The organism is Enterococcus massiliensis (genome assembly GCF_001050095.1).
GTDB classification, from domain to species: Bacteria; Bacillota; Bacilli; order Lactobacillales; family Enterococcaceae; genus Enterococcus_C; species Enterococcus_C songbeiensis.
Map to the genome: position 1 here is coordinate 553,858 of NZ_CVRN01000007.1, position 21,734 is coordinate 575,591.

22 protein-coding genes are annotated in these 21,734 nt (G+C 41.3%); 17 read left to right on the plus strand and 5 right to left on the minus strand.

Going from position 1 to position 21,734, the window contains the following annotated elements; all coding sequences use genetic code 11:
• Nucleotides 1–63: 63 nt before the first annotated feature.
• The 6 genes from BN1875_RS09915 to BN1875_RS09935 all read left to right on the plus strand — a co-directional run bounded on the left by BN1875_RS09915 (nt 64) and on the right by BN1875_RS09935 (nt 3,967).
• The gene (locus BN1875_RS09915) at nt 64–645 is read left to right on the plus strand and encodes a DUF1700 domain-containing protein (RefSeq protein ID WP_048604682.1); all 582 of its coding nucleotides are present in this window, start codon (nt 64–66) and stop codon (nt 643–645) included.
• Nucleotides 635–784, plus strand: a complete 150-nt coding sequence (locus BN1875_RS13660) for a hypothetical protein (protein WP_156171213.1) — start codon at nt 635–637, stop codon at nt 782–784. Before BN1875_RS09915 ends, BN1875_RS13660 begins: the two co-directional genes overlap by 11 nt.
• Before the next feature lie 107 nt (nt 785–891).
• Nucleotides 892–2,211: a bifunctional folylpolyglutamate synthase/dihydrofolate synthase gene (locus BN1875_RS09920; RefSeq protein WP_048604683.1), complete on the plus strand. Its 1,320-nt coding sequence runs from the start codon at nt 892–894 to the stop codon at nt 2,209–2,211.
• Entirely contained in the window at nt 2,204–2,875 is a 672-nt protein-coding gene (locus BN1875_RS09925; protein ID WP_048604684.1) for an HAD family hydrolase, read from the plus strand. Before BN1875_RS09920 ends, BN1875_RS09925 begins: the two co-directional genes overlap by 8 nt.
• Before the next feature lie 61 nt (nt 2,876–2,936).
• Nucleotides 2,937–3,623, plus strand: a complete 687-nt coding sequence (radC, locus tag BN1875_RS09930; RefSeq protein WP_048604685.1) for a RadC family protein — start codon at nt 2,937–2,939, stop codon at nt 3,621–3,623.
• A gap of 143 nt (nt 3,624–3,766) precedes the next feature.
• Nucleotides 3,767–3,967, plus strand: a complete 201-nt coding sequence (locus tag BN1875_RS09935) for a cold-shock protein (protein ID WP_048604686.1) — start codon at nt 3,767–3,769, stop codon at nt 3,965–3,967.
• Between the two features lie 62 nt (nt 3,968–4,029).
• Here BN1875_RS09935 and BN1875_RS09940 read toward each other — a convergent pair whose 3' ends face one another.
• The 4 genes from BN1875_RS09940 to BN1875_RS09955 all read right to left on the minus strand — a co-directional run bounded on the left by BN1875_RS09940 (nt 4,030) and on the right by BN1875_RS09955 (nt 6,836).
• Nucleotides 4,030–4,488 (minus strand): TetR/AcrR family transcriptional regulator, encoded by a 459-nt coding sequence (locus BN1875_RS09940; RefSeq protein ID WP_048604687.1) that lies wholly within the window; start codon nt 4,486–4,488, stop codon nt 4,030–4,032.
• Nucleotides 4,489–4,651: 163 nt separating this feature from the next.
• Nucleotides 4,652–4,876, minus strand: coding sequence for a hypothetical protein (locus BN1875_RS09945; RefSeq protein ID WP_048604688.1), 225 nt, complete (start codon nt 4,874–4,876; stop codon nt 4,652–4,654).
• A gap of 66 nt (nt 4,877–4,942) precedes the next feature.
• A complete protein-coding gene (gene rnjA, locus BN1875_RS09950; protein WP_048604689.1) occupies nt 4,943–6,622 on the minus strand; it encodes a ribonuclease J1 in 1,680 nt (559 codons plus the stop codon).
• 1 nt (nt 6,623) lies between these two features.
• Nucleotides 6,624–6,836 (minus strand): DNA-directed RNA polymerase subunit epsilon, encoded by a 213-nt coding sequence (locus BN1875_RS09955; protein WP_048604690.1) that lies wholly within the window; start codon nt 6,834–6,836, stop codon nt 6,624–6,626.
• A gap of 355 nt (nt 6,837–7,191) precedes the next feature.
• Between BN1875_RS09955 and BN1875_RS09960 the strand changes: the two genes are divergently transcribed.
• The 3 genes from BN1875_RS09960 to BN1875_RS09970 all read left to right on the plus strand — a co-directional run bounded on the left by BN1875_RS09960 (nt 7,192) and on the right by BN1875_RS09970 (nt 11,806).
• A complete protein-coding gene (locus BN1875_RS09960) occupies nt 7,192–8,925 on the plus strand; it encodes an ABC transporter ATP-binding protein (protein ID WP_048604691.1) in 1,734 nt (577 codons plus the stop codon).
• A complete protein-coding gene (locus BN1875_RS09965) occupies nt 8,922–10,688 on the plus strand; it encodes an ABC transporter ATP-binding protein (RefSeq protein ID WP_048604692.1) in 1,767 nt (588 codons plus the stop codon). The genes BN1875_RS09960 and BN1875_RS09965 overlap by 4 nt, the downstream gene beginning before the upstream one ends.
• A gap of 167 nt (nt 10,689–10,855) precedes the next feature.
• Nucleotides 10,856–11,806 (plus strand): NADP-dependent oxidoreductase, encoded by a 951-nt coding sequence (locus tag BN1875_RS09970; RefSeq protein WP_048604693.1) that lies wholly within the window; start codon nt 10,856–10,858, stop codon nt 11,804–11,806.
• Between the two features lie 117 nt (nt 11,807–11,923).
• Here BN1875_RS09970 and clpP read toward each other — a convergent pair whose 3' ends face one another.
• Entirely contained in the window at nt 11,924–12,517 is a 594-nt protein-coding gene (gene clpP, locus BN1875_RS09975) for an ATP-dependent Clp endopeptidase proteolytic subunit ClpP (RefSeq protein ID WP_048604694.1), read from the minus strand.
• 440 nt (nt 12,518–12,957) lie between these two features.
• Here clpP and BN1875_RS09980 point away from each other — a divergent pair, with 440 nt between their 5' ends.
• The 8 genes from BN1875_RS09980 (at nt 12,958) to BN1875_RS10015 (ending at nt 21,531) form a co-directional block, all read left to right on the plus strand.
• Nucleotides 12,958–13,467 (plus strand): hypothetical protein, encoded by a 510-nt coding sequence (locus BN1875_RS09980; protein WP_171000831.1) that lies wholly within the window; start codon nt 12,958–12,960, stop codon nt 13,465–13,467.
• 146 nt (nt 13,468–13,613) lie between these two features.
• On the plus strand, nt 13,614–14,360 hold the full coding sequence (locus tag BN1875_RS09985) for a glycerophosphodiester phosphodiesterase family protein (protein ID WP_048604696.1): 747 nt from the start codon (nt 13,614–13,616) through the stop codon (nt 14,358–14,360).
• Nucleotides 14,357–15,274 (plus strand): tRNA (adenosine(37)-N6)-dimethylallyltransferase MiaA, encoded by a 918-nt coding sequence (gene miaA, locus BN1875_RS09990; RefSeq protein ID WP_048604697.1) that lies wholly within the window; start codon nt 14,357–14,359, stop codon nt 15,272–15,274. Before BN1875_RS09985 ends, miaA begins: the two co-directional genes overlap by 4 nt.
• Nucleotides 15,271–16,515: a GTPase HflX gene (gene hflX / locus BN1875_RS09995; RefSeq protein WP_048605323.1), complete on the plus strand. Its 1,245-nt coding sequence runs from the start codon at nt 15,271–15,273 to the stop codon at nt 16,513–16,515. The genes miaA and hflX overlap by 4 nt, the downstream gene beginning before the upstream one ends.
• A complete protein-coding gene (locus BN1875_RS10000; RefSeq protein WP_048604698.1) occupies nt 16,499–17,758 on the plus strand; it encodes a methionine gamma-lyase family protein in 1,260 nt (419 codons plus the stop codon). Before hflX ends, BN1875_RS10000 begins: the two co-directional genes overlap by 17 nt.
• A gap of 166 nt (nt 17,759–17,924) precedes the next feature.
• Nucleotides 17,925–18,299: a MerR family transcriptional regulator gene (locus BN1875_RS10005; protein ID WP_048604699.1), complete on the plus strand. Its 375-nt coding sequence runs from the start codon at nt 17,925–17,927 to the stop codon at nt 18,297–18,299.
• A gap of 37 nt (nt 18,300–18,336) precedes the next feature.
• On the plus strand, nt 18,337–19,677 hold the full coding sequence (glnA, locus tag BN1875_RS10010; protein ID WP_048604700.1) for a type I glutamate--ammonia ligase: 1,341 nt from the start codon (nt 18,337–18,339) through the stop codon (nt 19,675–19,677).
• A gap of 246 nt (nt 19,678–19,923) precedes the next feature.
• On the plus strand, nt 19,924–21,531 hold the full coding sequence (locus BN1875_RS10015) for a CTP synthase (RefSeq protein ID WP_048604701.1): 1,608 nt from the start codon (nt 19,924–19,926) through the stop codon (nt 21,529–21,531).
• Nucleotides 21,532–21,734 lie beyond the last annotated feature (203 nt).

The following is a 21,734-nucleotide window of genomic DNA, read 5'->3' on the forward strand; positions in this document are numbered from 1 at the left end:
CTTTGGTCGGATGTGTCTGCGCTCTTTTTCTCGTATAGTGGAGAAGTAAAGGAGGATTCAGGGATGGACAAGAAATTATTTTTAGCGGAGTTGTTGCGATTATTGCCGGACGATGTTGACTCGCAGGAAAAAGCAATTATTTTAAATCGGTATGACGAAATCATCGAAGGACTGGTTGCAAAAGGCTACAGTGAGTATGAAGCAGTTTTGATGCTGGAGGATCCGGAAGAAATTTTGCGACAGTCCGGGTTTAAAAACAGTCGTCCAAAACGAAAAATGAATTGGTTGACAGGAACGCTGTTAGTTTTAGGCTTTCCACTTTGGGGAAGTCTGCTTTTAGTAGTCTTGAGTTTAGTCTTTACCGGCTACATTTTGTTGTGGCTGCCGGTGATGATCTCCGGTTCATTTTTCATAGCGGGGATTTTAGGAGGCGTTTTTTCCGTTTTAACGAGTTTCTTTGCGTTACAAGATGGCTTGTTTCTCTTTTTAACACAATTTGGAATCGGTGTGGCATTTATAGGTGTCGGCCTGCTTTCTTTTCTCTTCACCTATCAAGTAGGAGTCGGTATTCTTAAACTCACACGAAAATCTTTTCAATTTTTACTAAGACGTGGGAAAGACGAGGTGCCAAGTTATGAATTTTAAGCGGTTATGGAAAATCGGGTTTGCATTGGTAGCCATTGGTGGAGTGATCGCAGTCAGTGGCTTTGCTCTGACAGGTGGCAATCCTCAAGCCTACCAACACCATCAGGAAGCATGGTATCGTACGATTCATTTTGATTAATTAGGAAACCAAGAGACGAGCGCTCTTGGTTTTTTGAGTCTGGTTTTTACTGCTTTTAATCGGAAGTTTGTTATAATAAAACTACAAAAAGAAAATGGGGTGAGTAAATGGTCAAAACTGGAGAGGAAGCGGTGACCTGGATTCACAATCGGCTAATGAATGGTCCCCGTCCGGGTTTGGAGCGGGTTAATGCGTTATTGGATCGAGTAGGACATCCAGAAAAAAAATTAACGGTGATTCATATTGCGGGAACGAACGGCAAAGGATCAACGGTTAGCTATTTACGCAGTATGTTAGAAGAAACCGGGCTGACCGTGGGAACCTTTACATCGCCTTTTATTATTCGCTTTAATGATCGGATTGAACTTAATAGCTCAGATATTTCAAATGAAGATTTGGTCCGTTATGTCAATAAATATCAACCTTTTGTGGAAGATATCAATCAAAATGCCGGATTGGGTGATATTACAGAATTTGAATTGATTACAGCAATGGCTTTCGATTATTTTCTGGAGAAAAAAGTAGATGTAGCAGTCGTCGAAGTGGGCATCGGCGGTTTGTTGGATTCTACCAATGTTGTGGCCCCTTTTTTAACCGGGATTACAACAATCGGAATGGATCATATGGACATGCTGGGAGATACGATTGAAGAAATTGCTGCACAAAAGGCAGGAATCATCAAAAAGAATGTCCCCGTAGTCACTGGGAATATTCCGGAAGCGGCTCTTGAAGTCATCACTCAAAAAGCACAGCGAGAAAATGCGCCAATTTATTCGTTAGGTGAAGCCTATCACGTTAACTACTTACATCCGGATGAAGAATGGGGAGAAGTGTTCACGTATTCAAGCAAGCTGGGAAAACGGCCCAATTTAAGTATTCCTCTTGTTGGTTCTCATCAGCCGGAAAATGCGGCATTGGCGATTCAGTTGTTTGAACTTTTTTGTGAAATGAAACAATTGCCGCTGAAAAACAAAGACATTGTGAATGGACTGAAACGCGCAAAATGGCCGGCGCGAATGGAGCGTTTGAGTCAAGAACCACTGATTATGATTGACGGTGCCCATAATGTTCACGCAGTCAAGAGACTCGTGGAGACCATGAAAAAAGAGTTTAAAGACTATCAAATCAGTATTCTGTTTTCTGCCATTACGACAAAAAATGTACAGGAGATGCTGGATCTTCTTTTGGAAATTCCGAAGGCGAAGATTTATCTGACAACCTTTGACCATCCCAAGGCAATCTCCCTCAATGATAATTTTGTTGTGCCAAATAATGAGCGGGTATCAATCGTTTCCCTGTGGCAATTTGGTTTAGCAGAAATTTTAGAAAAAATGACCAGTGAAGATTTATTGTTGATTACTGGATCATTGTATTTTGTTTCAGATGTGCGAAAATTATTACTGGAAATGGGAGAGATCAATGAATAGATTAGCAGGTGTCATTTTTGACATGGACGGATTGATTTTTGACACGGAAATGATTTATTACGAAGCAACACAAATCGTTGCAGATGAGTTGAAGATTCCTTACGACAAAGCATTGTATCTACGATTTCTTGGGGTGTCAGACGAGGAGGTATGGGAAGGGTATCATCGGTTGTTTGATGAAACCTTTGGTACGGAATATGTCCAACAATTTATTGAACAATCGTACCGTAAAACGCTTGAAATGTTTGAGGCGGGACAAGCCAGTTTAAAACCGGGGGTACGGGAATTGCTGCGTGCATTGGATGATGCCGGTCTTCCCCGTGTGGTTGCCTCTAGCAATCAACGGGAAGTAATCGATCGATTATTGGCAGTTTCAAATCTAAGTCATGAATTTACGGAAATCATATCCTTTGAAGATGTTGTGCGAGCAAAACCTGATCCGGAAATTTTTGAAGTCGCGCAACAGCGTCTGCAACTGCCGAAAGAACGCTTGGTTATTTTGGAGGATTCTCAAAATGGTATTTTAGCCGCCCATGCTGCGGGAATTCCGGTGATTATGGTACCGGATCTGCTATTGCCGGATGAAGAATTAAAACAAAAGACTGTAGCAGTTTTAGATTCATTAGTAGAAGTGCCGTCATTTTTGCAACGCTTCTATAATTAATTTCATCAATTTTTGACCTCCTTTGCGTATTTATTATCAGAAAGCGTAAAGGAGTTTTTTTATGGAAGCAAAACGGATGATTCCGCAAAGTTCACTGCCCCGAGAACGGTTATTGGATTATGGTCCGGAGGCTCTTTCCAATCAAGAGTTGTTGGCAATTTTACTGCGTACCGGTAGTAAATCCGATAATGTGATGGAGGTAGCGGGAAATATTTTGGGAGAATTTCCAAGTCTTTATGATTTAAAGGCAGCTAGCTTGGAGGAATTGATGGCGATTCGCGGCATTGGTCAGATTAAGGCCATTGAATTGCAGGCAACGATGGAACTGGGGCAGCGGATTCAGCGCTCACTGCAACCAAAATTAGGCAAAGTTCGCTCAAGTTTTGATTTGGCTTTTCGTCTAATCGAGGAATTAAAAGATTATCAGCAGGAACATTTTATCTGTTTGTATTTGAATACTAAAAATGAAATCATTCAAAAGCAAACGCTGTTCAAGGGATCGCTGAATCAAAGCATTGCCCACCCGAGAGAAATTTTTCGAGTGGCAGTGCGTTTTAGTGCCGCCCGTTTGATTGTTGTCCACAATCATCCCAGCGGAAATCCCAAACCTTCTGAAAATGATTTGGCTTTTACTCGTCGGTTGAAGGAATGCGGAGATATGATGGGGATTGATTTATTGGATCATATTATCACCGGACATGATAAATACATTAGTTTACGGGAAGAAGGTTTTTTTGATAAAATGTAACAGCTTGCAAAAATCCCCATAAGAGTGTAAACTATTTATGTAATTTTGTTTGGGAATAGAAGTTGAAACAGCAGTTACACCTCTATCGTACGCGAGCAATGTTACAATCAATCAAGTGCTTTTGCACGAGGAGGTTTTTTATTATGGAAAATGGAACAGTAAAATGGTTTAACGCAGAAAAAGGTTTTGGCTTTATTTCTCGTGAAAACGGCAGCGATGTATTCGTACATTTCTCTGCAATCCAAGGAGATGGCTTCAAAACGTTAGAAGAAGGTCAAGCAGTGACTTTCGACGTAGAAGAATCTGACCGCGGACCACAAGCAACAAACGTTGTTAAAGCGTAGTTGACTGTATATAAAAAGCATGACATCAGCAATTTGCTGAATTGTCATGCTTTTTTTCTTAATTATTTAGCGAGCACTTTAGGGATTTTTTCAAAGCTTTTGACCGCAGCTTTGCCTAGGGTATAATACCAGAAAGTTTCAAAGTCTTCTGTCGGGGCAAGCTGTTGAAAGTGTTGGCGTAGAACCTGTTTGATTTCATTGCGGCAGCAATCATCCATCAGGAAAAAACGCTGAAATTCTTTTGGGACCTGCTGTGCATAACTGCAGATATTTTCTGTTAGTTCCGAAAGCGTCGTGGTTTCAGAAAGCTGAATCGCTTGTTCTACTTTTTCAAGGATATAGGTACTTGCCGCTTGCTTGTATTCCTGCAGCGTCTGGAATTCACGATAGATCGGTTGCGTGGAACAGGCCATTTTTTTGGCGATGTTACGGGCGTGAAATTGTTCAAAACCTTGCTCTACAATCAGCTGAAAGGCACCCTGTAATAAATGCTGGCGGTAGATTTTCTTCGTGCGTACCATGACAATATCCTCCTGAAAAAATAAGATTATGTTATCATAATACCACAAAAAACACGAAGATAATTTTTAAAAACCATTATTTGTATCAAAAATATTCAAATAAATTAAGGGTTATGATTGAAAACGTTCCTTTTTGGATAATTAACGACTTAAAGAAACAGTGTTATTTAAAAGGTGAGGGATAACTTTTCAATAAACGATCCAGTTCATCGTTGAGGACTGTTTCGTACCGGAGACGCCACTTTTTTTCGTAAGCGACGGCAGCTTGGCGAGTAGCAAATTTTCGCTTTTCTTTTAAGTGACTGGTTTTGCGTTTTACTTTTTTACCTTTACGTTTAATCAGTTCATCTACCAGTTCATTGATAAATTCTTCTCGGGTTTGCGTCATGGAAACCGTCCTTTCTAATAAAAAAAGAGAGGCCTCCGTCAAAAATCATCCGGGGACCTCAGCTGTTTATTGTTCATCCGGAGACATGATCATGGATAGGATCATTGGATGACGTTCCGTTTTTTCAAATAAGAAGGGTTGCAACGCCGAAGACATTGCTTCTCTTAGTTTGTGTTCATTGCAGTTTGGTTGGTTCAAAGCTTCTCGCAATGCTTTAAACAAAATTGTTTGGCCTTCGTTAATCATATCACCGGATTCACGCATGTAAACAAACCCGCGAGATAAAATATCCGGACCAGCCAAGACTTCTTTTTTCGCCATGTCGATGGTTGCCACAGCAAGGACCAAACCTTCTTCAGAAAGTATCCGACGATCCCGCAAAACAACATTCCCGATATCACCGATTCCGCTGCCGTCGATGTAGACATCATTGGCATTGAAATGACCGGCTAAGCGAGCACTGTCAGCAGTCAGCGCAAGAATATCGCCATTGTCCATCAAGAAACAATTTTCTTTTGGTACACCGGTGTCTTGGGCAAGCTGGGTATGAATCTTCAACATCCGAAATTCTCCATGGACCGGCATAAAGAATTTGGGTTTCATGAGCCGAAGCATCAATTTTTGTTCTTCTTGTCCACCATGGCCAGAAGTATGGACGTTGTTTAATTTTCCATGAATCACATCCGCACCGGCTTCTAACAGCAAGTTAATCAAATGATTGACACTGGTAGTATTGCCGGGAATCGGAGAGCTGGAAAAAATGACGGTATCATCAGGTTGAATCTGGATTTGGCGATGGGTTCCGTTTGCAATTCGACTCAAAGCAGCCATTGGTTCCCCTTGAGAACCGGTACATAAAATCATTGTTTCATTTGCTGGTAAGCGATTGATTTCATGGGCATCAATGAACGTCCCATCTGGAACTTTGATATAGCCTAATTTTTGTCCGTTTACAATGGCATTTTCCATGCTTCGACCAAAAACAGCAATTTTTCGACCGGTTGCTACTGCGGCATCCGCTGCTTGTTGCAATCGGAAAATATTCGAAGCAAAACTGGCAAAAATGATCCGACCTTCAATTTTTTCAAAAATCTTTAAAATAGAAGCACCAATCGTTTTTTCAGATTTGGTAAACGTTGGAATTTCGGCATTAGTACTGTCAGAAAGCAGACAAAGCACACCTTCTTCACCGATTCGTGCCATTTTATGCAGATTGGCCGGTTCTCCCACTGGAGTGAAATCATATTTGAAATCTCCGGTCGCAACGATATTGCCAGAAGGTGTTTTTACGACCACTCCTAAGGCATCCGGGATACTGTGGGTGGTACGGAAAAAGCTGACGGATGTTTTACGGAAACGGATCACTGTGTCTTCGTGGATCTCATGCAAGGTTGCGTCTCGTAACAAGCCGTGTTCTTCTAATTTATTTGTAATCAATGCCAGCGCTAAAGGACCGGCATAAATCGGAATGTTGGCTTGACGTAAAAGATAAGGAATACCACCGATATGGTCTTCATGACCATGGGTGATGACCAAAGCTTTTACTTTTGCCAAATTTTGTACGATATAGCTGTAATCAGGAATGACATAGTCAATCCCAAGCAGTTCATCTTCCGGAAATTTGATTCCGGCATCAATGATGATAATTTCGTCTTGGAATTGAACCCCATAACAGTTTTTCCCAATCTCACCTAAACCGCCGACGCCAAAAACGCCGGTTTCATTGTTTTTAAGAGAAACTTTCATCTTAAAACTCCGTTAATTTGAAATCAGTGTTTTCTTTTTCGTACTCTAGATGACTTCCTTCTAAAGCTTGAATGTACTCGATGTTATATGGGGTATTTTCTTCCACTTGTTGACGAGCAGCAACTTCATCGACTGCATCGATATAAAGGGATTGTGTTTGTTCCCGTTTTGGGTTACGGGTTTTTGTTTCTTGGTAAAATACTTTATAGATCATAAAAAATTCTCCTTCTTCTGCTTTTTACAGAACTGTTTTTAGTTAAACGGCGGCACAACAAAATGCAAGGGGGACCCCTCGTTTTTCTTTCAATACTTTTTACAGACTAGGTCGTGAGCAAAAAGAGAAAGCCTCGTCATTGCTTTCCGAATGTTTTTACAAAAATTCAACCGTTCGTTTGGTATACAAAGATACCTAATTATCATTATTTTAGCATAAAAGAAGTAAGAAGTATAGAAAGTGGATCAATTGAAAAGGAAAATCTACCGGAATTTGGTTTTTATCGCGGGATGTGGTTCTCTTGCGAAAACTCCTGTGCTATATTAAAAGTAATGCGAAAAAAGGAGGGCTTTGCTTGAAATTAATGTGGCATTACACAATGCGCTATAAAAAGCTGTTATTTTTTGATTTTATTTGTGTGTTTGGCTTTATTTTGATCGAATTGGGATTACCCACGATTTTAGCGCGCATGATCGATGTTGGGATCCGCAACAACGACATGGAGTATATTAAAAAAATGGGTCTATTGATGATTGGTATCACAATCGTCGGCATTATTATGAATATTTTATTGGGGTATTTTACCTCTCGAATCACTACCAATATCGTTGCAGATATTCGGGATGATTTGTTTGAACGAATCCAAAATTATTCACACCATGAATATGAAGCAATCGGTGTATCCTCATTGATTACCCGGGTGACCAATGATGCCTATCAAATCATGCTTTTTATGCAAAATATTTTGCGAACAGGATTTATGACACCAATGATGTTTGTGGTCAGCCTGTACATGGTGATGCGTACCAGTACCAGATTGGGAATGTATGTCTTGCTGGCTTTGCCCTTGCTGTTGATTGCAGTCGTTGCGATTGCTCGAATTTCCGAACCGCTTTCCACTAAGCAACAGAAAAATTTGGATAAGATCAACGGTATTTTACGAGAAAATCTTTCCGGCTTGCGGGTCATTCGTGCGTTTGTCAACGAACGCTTTGAAGAAAAACGTTTTGGCAAAGTGAATGATGCCTATACCTCCAGTTCGAAAAGTTTGTTTAAACTAATGGCAGTAGCACAGCCCGGGTTTTTCTTTTTGTTCAATTTAGTCATGGTTCTGATTATTTGGCAAGGAAGTATCCAAATCAACAATGGCGAGCTGTTTGTCGGTGATTTAATTGCGTTTATCGAGTATATTTTTCATGCACTCTTTTCCTTTATGCTGTTTGCTTCTGTCTTTATGATGTACCCTAGAGCGGCGGTATCGGCGGGACGGATTCAAGAAGCATTGGATGCAATACCAGATATCGTAGAAAAAGAAGACGCAGTGACAGAAACAAAAGAAAAAGGCTACCTTGAATTTAAAAACGTGACTTTTGCTTATCCGGGACATGCAGAAAGTCCTGTGATTCGAAATGTCAGTTTTACTGCAAAACCGGGAGAAACAGTGGCCTTTATTGGTAGTACCGGTAGTGGAAAATCGACCTTAATCCAATTGATTCCCCGCTTTTATGATGTGAGCGAGGGGGAAGTACTGGTCGACGGTGTGGACGTTCGTCAGTTTCGATTGTCGGCATTACGGCAAAAAATCGGCTATATTCCACAAAAAGCACTGCTCTTTACCGGAACGATTGCTGAAAATATGCGTTACGGAAAAGAAGATGCTACTCAAGCAGAAATGGAACGTGCGGCAGAAATCGCTCAAGCCGCAGAGTTTATTGCCCAAACACCTGATGGTTTCGATGCACACCTTTCAGAAGGAGGCACCAATTTTTCTGGTGGACAAAAACAACGATTGGCGATTGCTCGGGCAATTATCCGGCAGCCGGAGATTTATATATTTGATGACAGTTTTTCAGCATTGGATTATCAAACTGATGCCAAATTACGGGCACGATTGAAACAGGAAACAACAGAATCGACCGTTTTAATCGTTGCTCAACGGGTGGGAACAATCATGCACGCAGATAAGATCATTGTCTTAAATGAAGGGGATGTTGTCGGTATGGGCACCCATCAAGAATTATTGGCGACTTGTCCGGTGTATTACGATATTGCCGCATCACAATTGTCAGAGGAGGAGTTGGCACGATGAAATCATTTTCTTCTTTGAAACGACTGGCCCACTATATTAAGCCCTATCGAACAACCTTTATTTTAGTAATGATTTTTACGGTTTTGACTGTAGTTTTCAATACAGCACTCCCTTACGTTACCGGTTTGCCGACAACAGAGATTACAAAAAATGTTGCAGCGGGGGAAGAATTGAATTTTCCTTATATTATCCGCTGTTTGATTTGGATTGCTGCAGTCGGTATCGGTTACTGTGTGACCCAATTGTTGGCGGGGGTCTTAATCTCCAATGTCGTTCAACAAGCGATGCGGGATTTGCGACGGGATATTGATGAAAAAATCAATCGTTTGCCGGTATCTTATTTTGACCGCAACCAACAAGGAAATATTCTTTCACGGGTAACCAATGACGTGGATGCTGTCAGCGGTGCGATGCAACAAGCACTGATTGGGATCGTCAATGCCTTTTTGGCAATCATCATGTCGATTGGTATGATGTTTTATATCAATTCCATTATGGCGTTGATCGCAATCATTATGATTCCAGCTTCCTTGTTAATTTCCCGAGGAATCGTGAAAATTTCTCAAAAATATTTCCAAGGAATGCAAAATTCATTAGGCGATTTGAACGGTTACGTTCAAGAAAACATGACTGGGTTCAGTGTGCTGAAGGTTTATGGTCGTGAGGAACAGACGCTGACGGGCTTTAAAAAAGTGAACCATACCTTGAAACATTACGGCTTTCGGGCGGCGTTTATTTCGGGATTGATGATGCCTTTAGTACAATTAACTGCTTATGCAACCTATATTGCTATGGCGATTTTAGGAAGCTATTATGTGATCGGCGGCGTGATCGTTGTTGGACAACTGCAAGCTTTTATCCAATACATTTGGCAAGTGAGTCAGCCAATGGGTAATATCACTCAATTGTCTTCGATTCTACAAAGTGCTTCTGCTTCTGCAAAACGAGTGTTTGAGATTCTTGATGAACCGGAAGAACCGATGAACGAAGTCGATCAAACTCTGCCGGCAGAAATTCAGGGAGAAGTTGTTTTTGATCATGTTGGTTTTAGTTACGATCCACGGAAACCATTGATTAAGGATTTGAATTTTACTGTTAAAGCGGGGCAAACAGTGGCAATTGTTGGACCAACCGGTGCTGGGAAAACCACATTGATCAATTTATTGATGCGTTTTTATGATGTAAATGAGGGAGCCATTAAAATCGATGGTGTCGATACGAAAAAAATGAGCCGCAGTGCTGTTCGCTCAATTTTTGGGATGGTTCTACAAGACGCATGGCTTTATGAGGGAACGATTGGGGACAATATTCGTTTTGGAAAACTAGATGCGACGGATTATGAAGTCGTTGATGCGGCAAAAACCGCCAATGTCGATCATTTTATTCGAACAATGCCTGATGGATATGAAATGGCCATCAACTCAGAAGGGGATAATGTTTCCTTGGGGCAAAAACAACTACTGACGATTGCTCGAGCAGTGATCTCTGATCCGAAAATCTTGATTTTGGATGAGGCAACAAGCTCCGTGGACACACGTTTGGAAGCTTTGATTCAAAAAGCGATGGATCGAGTGATGAAAGGGCGTACCAGCTTTGTGATTGCCCATCGTTTGTCAACGATTCGTGACGCTGATCTGATTTTGGTAATGAATCAAGGAGCGATTTTAGAACAAGGGACCCATGAAAGCTTGCTGGCACAGGGCGGATTTTATAGTCGCTTGTACCAAAGCCAGTTTGCCGAAGAAGCATCTTTGGAAGAATAAAAATAAGTACATGTTAGAAAACGGTTCTTAGGGGCCGTTTTCTTTTTTTGAAACAATAAAATAGGCGATTGCTCGTGGTTTGATTATACTATAGAAGAGGAACTGTAACCGTTTTTAGCAAAACGGGGCTTTTTACAAGAAGTGATATAAGAATAGGAGTGATTCAATTGAAACGATTTGCAATCAAGGATTACGGACCAGCTAGGGAGGTATTTGAAGAAATTGAGGCAACCCCTAAAGAATTGACTGGCAACCATATTCGCGTAGCTATCAAAGCATTTGCCATTAATCCTTACGATGTCTCTCTTCGTCAAGGGAAAATGCAAGACTTTCGATCATTGAAATTTCCTTACGTGTTGGGAAATGATGGCGGGGGAATCGTGACCGAGGTAGCTGAAAATGTAACTAATTTGCGGGTTGGTGATCGCGTCGTTCTTCATCCAATCGGTGGTGCTTACGGGGAAGAAATCAGTTTACCCGCTCATAAGGCTGCCAAACTGCCGGACGAAATGTCTTGGCAGGAAGCTGCCGGCATGGTGACGACTGGAATTACCGCTTATAACATCTTATTTCATTTGCTGTCTCTGCATTCGGAGGATGTCGTTATGGTAGAAGGGGCATCTGGCGGTGTCGGGTCGTTGTTGGTCCAATTATTGAAACAAAAAGGGCATCGGGTGTTGACTAGTGCATCAAAACATAATGAGGACCATGTGCGTCAATGGCAGGTTGATGGTTTTGCTGCCTACGATCAAGAAGATCCAGGGACAATTTTTGAAAACCAAGCAGATGTCGTTATTGATGCGACAAAAGGCAGTCGTGGCATCGAGGCAGGAGTAAGAATCATGAAGGAAAACGGCACATATGTCGCGCTGAACACGTTGCCTACTGAGGAACAGCGGGTAAAAAAAGGCAAATATCTCCATTTTGGTCCATCAAAAGAGTATTCGGATCAAGAAGCCTTCACCGCTTTGCTAGCTGCCTATGAAAAAGGACAGTTAGAAATCGAAATCGCAGAAGTGCTGCCTTTTGAATTAGCGAGTGTGATTCTTGCCCATGAAAAAATGGAAGGTCATCCGCCCGCTGGCAAAATTATTCTCGCCAAAGAAAGTTTCAAGTAGTTTTCCAAACAAAAAAAGATGGTCTCTTTCAAAGGAAACCGTCTTTTTTGTTTGGAAGGATTTTTTTTTTTGCGAGAAATAGAAAAAAACGACCACAAATGGGTCGTCTTCTGAGATTTAAGCTAAGTTATTGCTTGATTCCATGATTTCGTCGATCAAACCATACTCTTTTGCTTGTTCTGCTGTCATGAAGTTGTCGCGATCGGTATCTCGTTCGATAACGTCCAGGGGTTGACCGGTACGTTCAGCCAAGATACGGTTTAAGCGGTCACGGGTTTGTAAAATATGACGAGCAGCAATTTCAATTTCAGTTGCTTGTCCTTGCGCACCGCCAAGAGGTTGGTGGATCATGATTTCAGCATTTGGCAAGGCAAAACGTTTGCCTTTAGCGCCAGCCGTCAACAAGAATGAACCCATGGAAGCTGCCATTCCTAAAACGATGGTTTGAACATCGGCTTTGATAAAATTCATGGTATCAAAAATCGCCAAACCAGCAGTCACGCTGCCGCCGGGAGAGTTGATATACAAATAGATATCTTTTTCAGAATCCTGCGCATCCAAGAATAAAAGTTGCGCAATGATTGAATTTGCTAAATCGTCTGTAACTTGTCCGCTCAACATAATGATGCGGTCCTTCAATAGGCGGGAGTAAATATCGTAGGCTCTTTCGCCGCGAGATGATTGTTCGATAACTGTAGGAATTAAGTTCATAATTCAGGTTCCTCCTTTAAAATACATGGTAAAATTGTAATTAGTTAGTGGGTGTATAAGATGTTTTGCGAATTAAGTGTACCACAAAATATTTCCAACATCTAAAAGAAAGTATACACGTAAGGTCAATAAAGGTCAAATAGAAAACTTTGCCTTTTAGGTATCAAATGGAAAGCATCTTATGCTAAAATAAATAGCGTACATCTCCTCTCAAAAGAAGATATCAGTTCCACTTTTATTAAGAGTCCAAGAGGTATGAAAATAGCGGGAGAGAATAAAACAAAATTTCCTACCAAGAAAAGTTAATACATTAAAACAAACGAGGATGCCAGTCTCACTATCTCCAAGAAAACTAGTGGGATGGTATACGGCGTGAAAATAAAACTAAATTTTCTAAAAGAAAATTTATTACATTAAAACGAACGAGGAGTGACTTCATGATCGCAGTTGCAGTTTCTGGTTTTATCGGTGTGTTGACGGGGGCGTTAGTCGTCGCCATTGCCTTTAATTTGCGCATTCGCTATGATGAGCGTAAAGAGCAACGCCGCCGCCAGTTGGAACACAAAGTAAAAGAAATCGAGACCCTAATCCAATTAAATAAAAAAATCAACGAGATTCTTCAAAAAAGAGCTGTTTTAATGGATGAATACGTCAGTTTTGACGGCTTTGATGATTGCTATATCACGATTGATGACTTTGCCTATTTGCAATCATTTGCTGCACAAAACAATTTTTATTTGCCAAATTATATTTTAGAAGAATTCTTCAAAAAAATCGCCCAACGAAAGGTGATTTTATCACCGGATGAGACCATGAAAATCGGTGGGTACGCCTATAAAGGTGGACGGGTCATTTTGGAGCATTTTACGGACGATTTGACTGAACTGATTAATGAACGGAAAAATCAATTAAAGACGATTTCTGGCGAAACATTGACCTATTTTTCGTAAACCAATTGTACAACGATAATCTGAATCCTATTGAGGTGACAGAAGACGTTGTACTTTTTTTGTCGAATAATGAAGACAAAGAGGAGCTTTTTTCTCTTTCTTCCTTTTCGTTCCATGATACAATAAGAAGGATTGGAGTGAGGACCATGGCACAAATCGTTGCCCACCGCGGTAGTAGCGGAAATCGACCTGAAAACACATTGCCGGCATTTGCTGAGGCGGTCCGTGTAGGCGCCGATGTGATTGAATTGGACGTTCATTTATCAAAAGACGGTCAGTTAATCGTCATGCATGATGAAGAAGTCGACCGCACCACAAACGGCAAAGGATTCATTCGTGAAAAAACATTGGAAGAAATCAAACGATTGAATGCGGGAAGTTGGTTCAATGCGAAATACCAAGCAACGAAGGTCCCTACATTAAGAGAAGTATTGGATCTTTTATTGATGCGCAATTATCGTGGCGTTTTAACGATTGAATTAAAAACAGACAATTACCATTATCCAGATATTGAAGAAAGAACCTCTCAATTGATTCAAAGCCAAGAGTGGCCCTTTGAGCATTGGTATTGCAGTTTCAATGTCAACTCCTTGGATATTATTCATCGTTTGGAGCCGGAGACACAGCTTGATTTGATTATGGGAGAATCTGAAAAGAAACCAGAATTGGCTGTACGTCGGGAATACATTGAAGGAATTCATCCCAAATATGACTGGCTTTTAACCCATCAAAACGAAATTGCAGACTATCCGTTGGCGATTCGCCCGTGGACATTGGACAAAGAAGAGGCGATTTTAAATTGCTTGAAATTAGGAGTAAGAGGAATCATTACCAATTTCCCTGAAAAAGCACAAGCAATTCAGCAGGCCTATCGACGAGGAAAGACCAAATGAAAAAAGTGTTAGTAATTGTAGGACCAACGGCTGTCGGCAAGACTGCTTTAAGTATTGAATTGGCAAAAAAATTCGATGGAGAAATCATCAGCGGGGATTCGATGCAGATTTATCAGGGATTAGATATCGGTACCGCCAAAGTTAGTCAGGAAGAAATGGCGGGAGTACCACATCATTTGATTGATATTCGGCAAATACAGGAGACTTATTCTGTCGCTGAATTTCAACAAGAAGGTCGAAAAAAAATCGAGGAAATCACTGCACGAGGACATTTGCCAATCGTTGTTGGTGGAACTGGGCTGTACATTCAAGCATTGTTGCATGATTATCAACTTGGAACTGAAAAAGAAGCCGATACTGCTGTACGGGAAAAATATATCCGTTATGCCGAAAAAAACGGCAATCAGCAATTATGGATGCTTTTACAGGAAAAAGATCCAGTTGCTGCAGAAAAAATTCACGCCAACAATCAGCGGAAAGTAATCCGAGCACTTGAGGTATTGGAGCTGACTGGGAAAAGTATCACGCAGGAAACGCCCCCTCCTAAACTTTATGATTATTTTTTGATTGGACTGACCACTAAACGGGAACGATTGTATCAACGAATCAATCAGCGGGTAGACCTGATGATGACGACCGGGTTGATTCAAGAAGCGGAAAGATTACGAGATTTTCCCGAGGTTCAAGCAGCAAAAGGCATTGGCTATCAGGAATTCTTTCCATATTTTTCTGGTAGGGGAACATTGGAGGAAGTTGCTGAGGAAATTAAACTGCATTCCCGCCGCTATGCCAAGCGCCAATTGACCTGGTTTCGTAATCGAATGACGCCGGTTTGGGTGGATTTAATCGAAGAACCTGCATTAAAAAGTTCCTTAGAAAAAGAAGTCGCAGAATGGCTGGAGGAAAAGAAATGACAGAAGAACGTGTAATCTTAGTCGGTGTTGAAACAGAAGAAACCTGGAAAAATTTCGATGAATCAATGACTGAGCTGAAAAGCTTGACCAAGACGGCTCATGGAGAAGTGGTTTTCTCTCTGATTCAAAAACGCCCTCAAGTCGATCGACAAACAGTAATCGGCAAAGGCAAATTACAGGAATTAAAAAATTTGGCAGATGCTCATGAAGCAGATTTGATTATTTTTAATCACGAATTGACACCCCGACAAAGTCAGCTGATCGGTGAAGAAATCGGGTTGCCGGTCATTGATCGGGTGCAGTTGATATTGGATATTTTTGCTTTGCGGGCGCGATCCAAAGAAGGCAAGCTGCAAGTGGAACTGGCACAGTTGGATTACTTATTGCCTCGGTTAGTTGGACAAGGAAAAAGTTTGTCTCGATTAGGTGGCGGTATCGGAACTCGTGGTCCTGGTGAAACGAAGTTGGAGACGGATCGTCGGCACATCAGAAACAAAATCACTGTCATCAAACGTGAATTGAAACAGGTAGAAGCCCACCGTGAACGAACGCGGCAAAAACGCAAAGCGGGACAAACGATTCAAATTGGTTTATTAGGGTACACGAATGCCGGAAAATCAACAATCTTAAATGTTTTGACTCAAGCAGAAACCTACGAACAGGACCAACTCTTTGCCACTCTTGATCCGTTGACCAAAAAATGGCGACTACCAGAAGGATTAGAGGTTACCCTGACGGATACAGTTGGCTTTATTCAAGATCTACCTACTCAGTTGATTGATGCCTTTCATTCTACATTGGAGGAGAGTCAATCCATGGATCTGTTGCTGCATGTGGTAGATGCCAGCGCAGAAGATCGCCTTCAACAGGAACAGACCGTTATAAAATTATTGAAAGAATTAAACTTAGAACAATTGCCTTTGTTGACAGTTTACAACAAGGCCGATCAGCTTTCGGAAGATTTTGTTCCTACACTTTTTCCGAATGTACTGATTTCAGCAAAAAGCAGTCGAGGCAAAACCGATTTGACGGATGCGGTAAAACTTCAGTTAATGGAAATTTTAACCCCCTACACCGTTGCTTTAGGACAAGAGGAAGGGAATCTTTTGAGTCGCACCAAACGAGAAACCTTAGTTTTGAAAGAAGATTTTGACGAAAAAATGCAAAAATATGTAGTAAAAGGATTTGCTTTACCAGATTCTTTTATTATAAGGAGAATGACGAATGAGCTGGACAGATGAGTTGGATGCAGAATTGGTGAGAAAAATAGCGGCAGTCGATCAAAAGATTGACGATCGTTTAAAAGAAATTCGCGGAGTTGCTTTAGAAAATCAAGGGAAAGTATTGGCGGCGTTTCGAAACCACCACGTGTCTGAAACACACTTTTTGCCTTCCACGGGCTATGGAAATGATGATCTCGGACGGGATGCGTTAGAAGCGGTCTACGCAGAAACTTTTGGTGGAGAAGCTGCCCTGGTTCGTCCTCAAATCGTTTCTGGAACCCACGCCATTGCGACAGCTTTGTTTGGCATCTTGCGTCCGGGAGATGAGCTGCTCTATATCACCGGTACACCCTATGACACACTGCTAGAAGTAATTGGTCTGACTGGAAACGGAATCGGATCAATGAAAGAATATCAAATCGGCTACGAGCAAGTAGATTTGCTGGAAAACGGGGCAGTGGATTTTGATGGTATCGAAAAGAAAATTACCCAAAAAACCAAAGTCGTGGCTATCCAACGGTCTCGAGGCTATGCCGCGCGTCCTTCTTTTACAATTGAAAAAATTAAAGAAATGTGTGACTTCGTTCATCAAATTGCACCAGAAGTCGTTATTTTTGTCGATAATTGTTATGGAGAGTTTGCAGAGTTGCAAGAACCTACGCAGGTGGGGGCGGATATTATGGCAGGCTCTTTAATCAAAAATCCCGGCGGAGGCATCGCAAAAACCGGCGGCTATTTGGTTGGACGAAAAGAATTGATCGAACGATGTGCGTATCGCATGACCACACCCGGAGTCGGGGCAGAAGGTGGAGCGATGTTAGGAAATGTCCATGAAATGCTACAGGGTTTCTTTTTAGCCCCTCATGTCGTCAGCCAAGCCATCCAAGGCGCTGTTTTTACTGCCGCTCTCTTAGCAGAATATGGGGTTGAATCCTCTCCGAAATGGGATGAAGCCCGCACGGATTTGATTCAATTGGTGGAATTAGAGAAAAAAGAGGCGATGGTCACTTTTGCTCAGGCGATTCAAAAGTTTTCACCAATTGATGCCTTCGTTGCCCCAATTCCTTCCTATATGCCCGGCTATGAAGATGATATCATCATGGCTGCCGGAACCTTTGTTCAAGGAGCCAGCATTGAATTGAGTGCCGATGGACCTTTACGGGAACCTTATTCTCTGTACGTTCAGGGAGGTTTGACCTATGAACATGTCAAAATTGCTGTGGCGAATGCAGTGAATGCTGTGTATCATCAAGTGAAATAACTAGAAGAGTCTTCTGCGGAGGGCTCTTTTTTTGTTGTCGGAATTATTTTTAATAAAAAAATCGCTCATGTCAGTTTTTCTTACATAAAACTATTGACAGCTTTTTTTTGAATTGGTATAGTTATCACAAGTTCAAAAGCAAGTCTATCATGAGAGGAGAGAAATTATGCGGGAAAAAGAGTTACGCCGCTCAATGTCTGTGTTTCCAATTGGTACGGTGATGAAATTAACTGATTTGACGGCGCGTCAAATTCGATATTATGAAGAACAGGATTTGATTCATCCGGAGAGAAGCGAAGGCAATCGCCGAATGTATTCATTAAATGATATCGATATCTTGTTGGAAATCAAAGACTATCTCTCTGAAGGGTTGAATATGGCGGGGATTAAACATGTGTACCAAATGAAGCTACAAGAAGTTTCTGAGGAAGCAAAATCGTTGACTGACGAAGATGTACGCCGAATATTCTATGATGAGCTGCTTTCACAAGGCGGACTGACACCGCAAAGTCCGTTTCAACAAAAAGGACCGCGGATGTAAAAAAGCGAAAGCTGAAAAATGAAGGGGAAGGGATACCATGCCAAAAACGCAAAATACAAAGGAAGATATCAGACGAATCGTAGAAGAGGAGAATGTTCGCTTTTTACGACTCATGTTTACGGATATCATGGGAACAATCAAAAACGTAGAAGTACCAGTGAGTCAATTAGACAAAGTTTTAGATGATAAAATGATGTTTGACGGTTCATCCATTGAAGGATTTGTTCGAATCGAAGAAAGTGATATGTATCTTTATCCTGATTTGACCACATGGATGATTTTTCCATGGGAAAGCGAACATGGCAAGGTTGCCCGCTTGATCTGTGATATTTATAATCCAGAAGGAAAACCATTTGCTGGTGATCCTCGCGGCAATTTAAAACGTGCGTTGTCAGACATGAAAGCACTTGGTTTTACTTCCTTTAACCTTGGGCCAGAACCTGAATTTTTCTTATTTAAATTAGATGAAGATGGCGAAATCACCATGGATCTAAACGACAAAGGCGGTTATTTCGATTTTGCTCCGACAGACCTTGGCGAAAACTGTCGTCGGGATATCGTGCTGGAATTAGAAAAGCTTGGCTTTGAAGTAGAAGCTTCCCACCATGAAGTTGCACCAGGACAACATGAAATCGACTTTAAATATGCCGATGTGATTGAAGCCTGTGACAATATTCAAACCTTCAAATTAGTCGTTAAAACGATTGCCCGCAAACATGGTCTGCATGCGACCTTCATGCCAAAACCATTATTTGGTATCAATGGCTCAGGAATGCATTGCAACATGTCTCTGTTTAAAGGAGACGAAAATGTTTTTTATGATGAAAAAGGGGACATGCAGTTAAGCCAAACAGCCTACTATTTCTTGGGCGGCTTGATTGAACATGCACGGGCATACACAGCTGTCTGCAACCCAATCGTCAATTCTTACAAACGTTTGGTTCCGGGATATGAAGCGCCTGTTTATGTGGCATGGTCAGGACGCAACCGCTCCCCATTAATCCGCGTGCCAGAATCTCGTGGTTTGTCTACTCGTTTGGAATTACGTTCAGTCGATCCTTCTGCTAACCCTTATTTGGCAATGGCTGTCTTGCTGCAAGCCGGCTTAGACGGTATCCGCAATGAAATCACGCCGCCACCAGCAGTGGACCGCAACATTTATGTGATGAATGAAGCAGAACGTGAAGCGGCTCAAATCAAAGACCTTCCTTCCACAATCCATAACGCAATCAAAGAATTGCGCAAAGATCCTGTGATGGTGGATGCATTAGGCAAACATATTTTTGCTAATTTTGTAGAAGCAAAACGGCTGGAATGGGCATCCTTCCGCCAAACTGTTTCTGAATGGGAAAGAGAACAATATTTAGAATTATACTGATCCTCCTTGAAAAAAAGTGTACCGCTGAGTCGATTTGCTCAGCGGTTTTTTATGAAAATGCTGAAAGGATTGACATTATTTTCTTGACATTTTCATACGGGGATTGTATTATTCTGCTTGGGCACCCTTGAAAAAAGGGGCAAAAGGTCTGGATATTATGCTCCCTATTCATTTATGGATAGGGAGCTTCTTTCTTTTTTACAGCACCTTTTCCTGCGAAAAAATGTAGAAGGAGTTTTTCAATTTATGACAAAATATATTTTTGTAACAGGTGGCGTCGTTTCATCGATCGGTAAAGGGATCGTGGCAGCTTCACTAGGACGTTTGCTAAAAAACCGCGGATTGAAAGTGACAATCCAAAAGTTTGACCCATACATCAATGTCGATCCTGGAACCATGAGTCCATACCAACACGGAGAAGTTTTTGTGACAGACGATGGTGCGGAAACCGATTTGGATCTAGGACATTATGAACGATTCATTGATATCAATTTGAACAAATATTCAAATGTCACCACCGGAAAAATTTATTCGGAAGTTTTACGCAAGGAACGAAAAGGCGAATACTTAGGGGCAACTGTCCAAGTTATTCCGCATATCACAAATGAAATCAAAGAAAAAATCATGCGGGCAGCTAAAATGACGGATTCAGATATCATTATCACCGAAGTCGGTGGAACCGTTGGTGATATCGAATCGTTGCCATTTTTAGAAGCGTTGCGTCAAATGAAGGCAGATGTCGGTGCGGACAATGTGATGTATATTCACACCACCTTGATTCCTTATTTGCGAGCAGCCGGTGAAATGAAAACAAAACCTACCCAACACAGTGTGAAGGAATTACGCAGTTTAGGTATTCAACCAAATATCTTGGTGGTACGGACAGAATTACCAGTTTCTCAAAGTATCAAAAATAAATTGGCACAATTTTGTGACGTTGCACCGGAAGCTGTAATTGAATCCCGTGACGTAGAAACCCTTTATTCGATTCCATTGGCACTGCAAGCGCAAGGAATGGATCAAATCGTTTGTGACCATTTGAAATTAGATGTTCCACAAGCAGACATGACAGAATGGCGAGCATTAGAAGAACGGGTTTTACATTTGAAGAAGAAAACAAAAATCGCATTGGTAGGAAAATATGTTGAACTACCTGATGCTTATATCTCTGTTGTTGAAGCTTTGAAGCATTCAGGATTTGCCTATGATTCAGATATCGAAATCGACTGGGTGAAAGCCCAAGAAGTGACGGCAGATAATGTACATGCCTTACTGAAGGATGCGGATGGAATTTTAGTTCCCGGCGGTTTTGGCGATCGCGGAATCGAAGGGAAAATCGAAGCCATCAAATATGCTCGGGAAAATGATGTACCATTCTTAGGTATCTGCCTAGGTATGCAAATGGCCTGTGTGGAATTTGCGCGAAATGTGGTTGGTTTAGAAGATGCCAACTCTGCTGAAACAGATCAAAATACACCAAACAATATCATTGATTTAATGGCGGATCAGGAAAATGTCGAAAATCTTGGTGGAACTTTACGCTTGGGTCTGTACCCATGTAAAGTGAAAAAAGGCACAGTGACGGCAACTGCTTATGATGAAGAAGAAGTCGTACAGGAACGTCACCGTCACCGGTATGAATTCAACAACAACTACCGTCAAATGTTTGAAGCCCACGGATTGGTATTCTCCGGTGTTTCACCAGACAATCGCTTAGTGGAAATCATTGAATTACCAGAGAAAAAATTCTTCGTCGGCTGCCAATTCCATCCAGAATTGATTTCTCGTCCAAATCGTCCCCAAAAATTGATCAAGGCGTTTGTTGGCGCAGCTTTGACTGAACATGAAGCGTAGATTTTTCAAAAAGGAGACTTGCTCTTTCCATTTTTAAGGAGGAGCAGCATTCTCACATGAAAAAATTCGTGAAAAATGGCTGAAACAGTTTCAAATGGATGTTATCTTAACCCGTAGAAAAACAGATAAATAACTAGAGAAGACTGAAATCTTTTCAGAAAATAAAATGAAAAGGTCTGATATTTTAATTCGTTCAGTCAATT

What these genes read in the sequence shown, in the direction of transcription:
- BN1875_RS10000 (WP_048604698.1), top strand. Translation starts at nt 16,499, where the DNA reads ATGAGCTGGACAGATGAGTTGGATGCAGAATTGGTGAGAAAAATAGCG.
- BN1875_RS09985 (WP_048604696.1), top strand. Translation starts at nt 13,614, where the DNA reads ATGGCACAAATCGTTGCCCACCGCGGTAGTAGCGGAAATCGACCTGAA.
- miaA (WP_048604697.1), top strand. Translation starts at nt 14,357, where the DNA reads ATGAAAAAAGTGTTAGTAATTGTAGGACCAACGGCTGTCGGCAAGACT.
- clpP (WP_048604694.1), bottom strand. Translation starts at nt 12,517, where the DNA reads ATGAACTTAATTCCTACAGTTATCGAACAATCATCTCGCGGCGAAAGA.
- BN1875_RS09915 (WP_048604682.1), top strand. Translation starts at nt 64, where the DNA reads ATGGACAAGAAATTATTTTTAGCGGAGTTGTTGCGATTATTGCCGGAC.
- BN1875_RS09925 (WP_048604684.1), top strand. Translation starts at nt 2,204, where the DNA reads ATGAATAGATTAGCAGGTGTCATTTTTGACATGGACGGATTGATTTTT.
- BN1875_RS09935 (WP_048604686.1), top strand. Translation starts at nt 3,767, where the DNA reads ATGGAAAATGGAACAGTAAAATGGTTTAACGCAGAAAAAGGTTTTGGC.
- BN1875_RS09940 (WP_048604687.1), bottom strand. Translation starts at nt 4,488, where the DNA reads ATGGTACGCACGAAGAAAATCTACCGCCAGCATTTATTACAGGGTGCC.
- radC (WP_048604685.1), top strand. Translation starts at nt 2,937, where the DNA reads ATGGAAGCAAAACGGATGATTCCGCAAAGTTCACTGCCCCGAGAACGG.
- BN1875_RS13660 (WP_156171213.1), top strand. Translation starts at nt 635, where the DNA reads ATGAATTTTAAGCGGTTATGGAAAATCGGGTTTGCATTGGTAGCCATT.
- BN1875_RS09920 (WP_048604683.1), top strand. Translation starts at nt 892, where the DNA reads ATGGTCAAAACTGGAGAGGAAGCGGTGACCTGGATTCACAATCGGCTA.
- BN1875_RS09955 (WP_048604690.1), bottom strand. Translation starts at nt 6,836, where the DNA reads ATGATCTATAAAGTATTTTACCAAGAAACAAAAACCCGTAACCCAAAA.
- BN1875_RS09965 (WP_048604692.1), top strand. Translation starts at nt 8,922, where the DNA reads ATGAAATCATTTTCTTCTTTGAAACGACTGGCCCACTATATTAAGCCC.
- rnjA (WP_048604689.1), bottom strand. Translation starts at nt 6,622, where the DNA reads ATGAAAGTTTCTCTTAAAAACAATGAAACCGGCGTTTTTGGCGTCGGC.
- BN1875_RS10005 (WP_048604699.1), top strand. Translation starts at nt 17,925, where the DNA reads ATGCGGGAAAAAGAGTTACGCCGCTCAATGTCTGTGTTTCCAATTGGT.
- BN1875_RS09945 (WP_048604688.1), bottom strand. Translation starts at nt 4,876, where the DNA reads ATGACGCAAACCCGAGAAGAATTTATCAATGAACTGGTAGATGAACTG.
- hflX (WP_048605323.1), top strand. Translation starts at nt 15,271, where the DNA reads ATGACAGAAGAACGTGTAATCTTAGTCGGTGTTGAAACAGAAGAAACC.
- BN1875_RS10015 (WP_048604701.1), top strand. Translation starts at nt 19,924, where the DNA reads ATGACAAAATATATTTTTGTAACAGGTGGCGTCGTTTCATCGATCGGT.
- glnA (WP_048604700.1), top strand. Translation starts at nt 18,337, where the DNA reads ATGCCAAAAACGCAAAATACAAAGGAAGATATCAGACGAATCGTAGAA.